3 protein-coding genes are annotated in these 3,557 nt (G+C 61.5%); 1 reads left to right on the top strand and 2 read right to left on the bottom strand.

The window, feature by feature from the left end; genetic code table 11:
- A partial coding sequence (locus tag NW815_RS11845; RefSeq protein ID WP_414416051.1) for a hypothetical protein occupies positions 1-202 on the bottom strand: 202 nt, incomplete at its 3' end.
- A 73-nt stretch (positions 203-275) separates the two neighbouring features.
- Between NW815_RS11845 and NW815_RS11840 the strand changes: the two genes are divergently transcribed.
- Positions 276-1,328: a CsgG/HfaB family protein gene (locus tag NW815_RS11840; protein ID WP_414387881.1), complete on the top strand. Its 1,053-nt coding sequence runs from the start codon at positions 276-278 to the stop codon at positions 1,326-1,328.
- Positions 1,329-1,347: 19 nt separating this feature from the next.
- Here NW815_RS11840 and pruA read toward each other — a convergent pair.
- A partial coding sequence (pruA, locus tag NW815_RS11835; protein ID WP_414416050.1) for an L-glutamate gamma-semialdehyde dehydrogenase occupies positions 1,348-3,557 on the bottom strand: 2,210 nt, incomplete at its 5' end.

Raw genomic sequence — 3,557 nt, 5'->3', positions numbered from 1 at the left:
CTCCGGCCTTCAGGCCGGGGAGGATGTCAATTGCAGAGAGCGAGTACCTTTGCTCAACAGGGTTGAGATTTGTTAACTCTTCTATACAAACCTTCTCAATCCCTTTTTTCAACAACCTTGTAGTCGGTAGAGTGTAGGGCATCTTCTGGGAACAGGCGACGTCAGGATCCTTAGCCCTTAGCTGCCAGGTGATACCGGTCACCGCCCTGAAGCTCTTTTGGGTGCAAGCTGAGAGTAACTGTGGCCACTTCCCAGATCTAGGAGATCGTTTAACCATGCGCAACCTCTCTTCCGTTTTGCTGTTCGGGATCCCTCTGGTGAGCCTCAGTTGGACAGGGATCCCGGTGGTGGCCCAATCCGCCAATCCAGCCCTCTGCCAGCAATTTCCCCAAGACATTCGCTGCACCCTCTCTGCCCCCAGACAGGTGGGACAAGCGCCGCAACCCACATCCCGTCCTCGGATTGCAGTCTTGGACTTTGATTTCAGCAGCCTCAGCAATCCCTACAGCTTCCGCGAGGCTTCTCGGGGGGTGAGCGACCTGTTGGTGGATCGGCTGGTGAGAGATGGCACCTTTTCCGTCATCGAGCGCTCGCGGCTGGACGCGATCTTGGCCGAGCAGAACCTGGGTCTATCCGGGCGACTGGATGCCAACACCGCTGCTCAGGTAGGCCGGATCCTAGGGGTCGATGCGGTGATCCTCGGCAGTGTGACCCAGTTTGATGTGTCTGTGCGCCGTTCTGGGGGTGGGGCACCGGTCTTAACTCCCTTCGGCAGCTTCCCGCTGGCGGTGGGCGCTGAGTCAGTGGATGCCGATGCCAACGTGCAGCTGAATGCCCGCTTGGTGAGCACCAGTACTGCCGAGATCTTGGCCGTGGTCGAGGGCAAAGGCAACGCCAGCCAGTCGGATAGCACGGTCACGGTTGCCGGCTTTGGCGGGGGATCCGCCACCAGCAACGAAGAGAAGCTGTTGGTTTTGGCAAGCCAACAAGCGGTGGAGCAAATTGCCCAGCAGTTGGCCGGTTTTGCCGGGCGCTTGGCAGCTCAGCCTCGCTCTCTGCCAACGGTTGACGCCTTGGTGGCGGATGTCTACGGCAACCAGGTGATCCTGAACAAGGGCAGCCGCGATGGCTATCGGGTGGGATTGATTCTTTCTGTGGAGCGCGTCGTCCGCGAGGTGAAGGATCCGGCCACGGGGACAGTCTTGCGCAAATTGACTGAGCCAGCCGGACAGGTCCAACTGACGGAGGTGGATGACAGCTCCAGTGTGGGACGCATTCTCAGCGGGGCAGGCTTCAAGGTTGGGGATGTGGCCAAGCCTGTCCAATGAGCTTTCCCAAGCCCTATCCTCAGGATCCCTCGATGGGAGCAAAGCCCTGCCGTTGCGTGTTTTCGGTTACGGTGCGCGGCTCTAAAAATTGCAGCAGGTAGTCGGGGCCACCGGCTTTGGATCCCACGCCGGAGAGCTTGAAGCCGCCGAAGGGCTGCCGCTCCACCAACGCCCCGGTGATCTCGCGGTTGATGTAGAGGTTGCCGACGGCAAAGTCCCGGCGAGCCTGTTGAATGTGGGAAGGGGTGCGGCTGTAGAGACCGCCGGTGAGGGCGTAGGGGGTGGCATTGGCCATCTGCAGAGCAGAAGAAAAGTCCGGCGCTGAGATCACCGCCAAAACCGGGCCAAACAGCTCCCGCTGCGCCAGCTCTGACTGGGGATCCACCTGGCTGAACACAGTGGGGCCGACGAAGTAGCCTTTTTCCGGCACGGGCAGGCTGAGGTCGAGGCGGGCATCAGCCTTAGCCGATTGAATGGCCTGTTGCAGGCGAGCTTGGGCCTCTGCATCGATGACCGGGCCAACTTGGGTGCTGGGGTGGGCTGGATCCCCCACATTTAAAGAGCGCACCGCCTCGATGAGCCGCCCCAAGAACAGGTCGTGAATGGACTGCAAAACGATCGCCCGCGAGCAGGCGGAGCATTTCTGGCCACTGTAGCCAAAGGCGGAGTTGACCACTCCTTTGACCGCCTGATCCAGGTCGGCGCTTTCGTCGATGAGGATGGCGTTTTTGCCCCCCATCTCGGCAATGACCCGTTTGATGTGGTGCTGGCCCGGCTGCAGTTGCGCGGCTTGGGCGAGGATCTGGCAACCCACCGCCTGGGATCCGGTGAAGGCAATCAGGTGCACCCGCCGGTCTTGAACCAACAGGGGGCCAATGGCTTCGCCCACCCCCGGCAGGAATTGAAAGACACCCTTCGGGATCCCAGCTTCGGCAAGGGCCTTGAGGATAAACTCCGCCAGTTTGGCGGCGATCAGCGAAGATTGCTCTGCCGGTTTGAGGAGCACGCAGTTTCCGGCCACCAAAGCCGCCGCTGTCATGCCACAGGGGATGGAGAGGGGGAAGTTCCAGGGGGCGATCACCACCGCCACACCGCGGGGCTGGTAGTGGTAATGGTTGGTTTCGCCGGGCAGGTTGCACTCCCGTCCCCGCTCCAGAGCCTCCATCTGTTGGGCGTAGTAGCGGCAAAAATCGATGGCCTCAGAAATTTCCCCATCGGCCTGGGCAATGGGCTTGCCCACCTCCAGCACCATCCAGGCAGCCAGCTCCGCCCGCTGGGCCTCGATTTGCTCCGCCACCCGTCGCAGGATCCCCGCCCTCACGGCAACGGGGGTGCGCCTCCAGCTGGGGAAGCTGGCTTGGGCCGCTGCCAAGGCTTGCTCCACCTGTTCCGGCTCGGTCAACCCAATTTCCGCTACCACCTGTTGGGGATCCGCAGGGTTGAGGGAGAGCATGGCTTGTTGGGTGGGGCGATATTCTCCGGCAATCCAGGGCTGAACCCTCTGACCCAGTTGAGGCCGGATCTCGTCCAATGCCTGAAAAAAGGGATCCCGCTGCTGGGGCTGGCTGAAATCCGTATCGGGAGCGGCGGCAAACGAGAGAGAAGGAGCCTGGAAAACGGATCCCTCGTCCAAGACCGGCGGGGCCAACAGCTGCTCGGGGTTGTAGCCCTGAACGCTTTGCCGCAGGAAAGAGGTGTTGGCGGTGTTTTCCAGCAAACGCCGGATCAGGTAGGCCATACCCGGCAGCAGCTCCCCGTAGGGGCAGTACACCCGCACCCGCTGTCCCTTCTGCACCAAGGCCTTGGCCAGGGGATCGGCCATGCCATAGAGCACCTGCAGTTCAAAAGCAGACTGGGGCACCTCCAGCGCTTGGGCGATGGCAATGGCTTTGGCCTGAGAGCGCACATTGTGGCTGGCGATGGCGGCGTGGAGATGGGTGTGGTGCTCCAACAAAAGCTGGGTCATGCGCTCGAAGTTGGCGTCGGTAGCAGACTTGCTGTTGTAAACCGGCTGTGGCCAGTGCTTTTGCGCCGCCAGGATGGTCTCTTGATCCCAGTAGGCCCCCTTGACCAAGCGCACCGTCACCGGGGATCCCCGCTCTTTGGCCCAGGCGATCAGGTTTTGCAGATCGGTGTAGCTATCCCGCAGGTAGGCCTGCAGCGTCAGGCCAACGTCGGTGCGGCCTCGGAACTCCGGCTCCAGCAGCAGCTCCTGCAAAATGGCCAGGG

Source organism: Synechococcus sp. R6-7 (assembly GCF_047461695.1).
Classification (GTDB): Bacteria; Cyanobacteriota; Cyanobacteriia; order Thermostichales; family Thermostichaceae; genus Thermostichus.
Note: the sequence above shows the minus strand (reverse complement) of the source record. Positions and strands in the feature narration are given on the sequence as shown.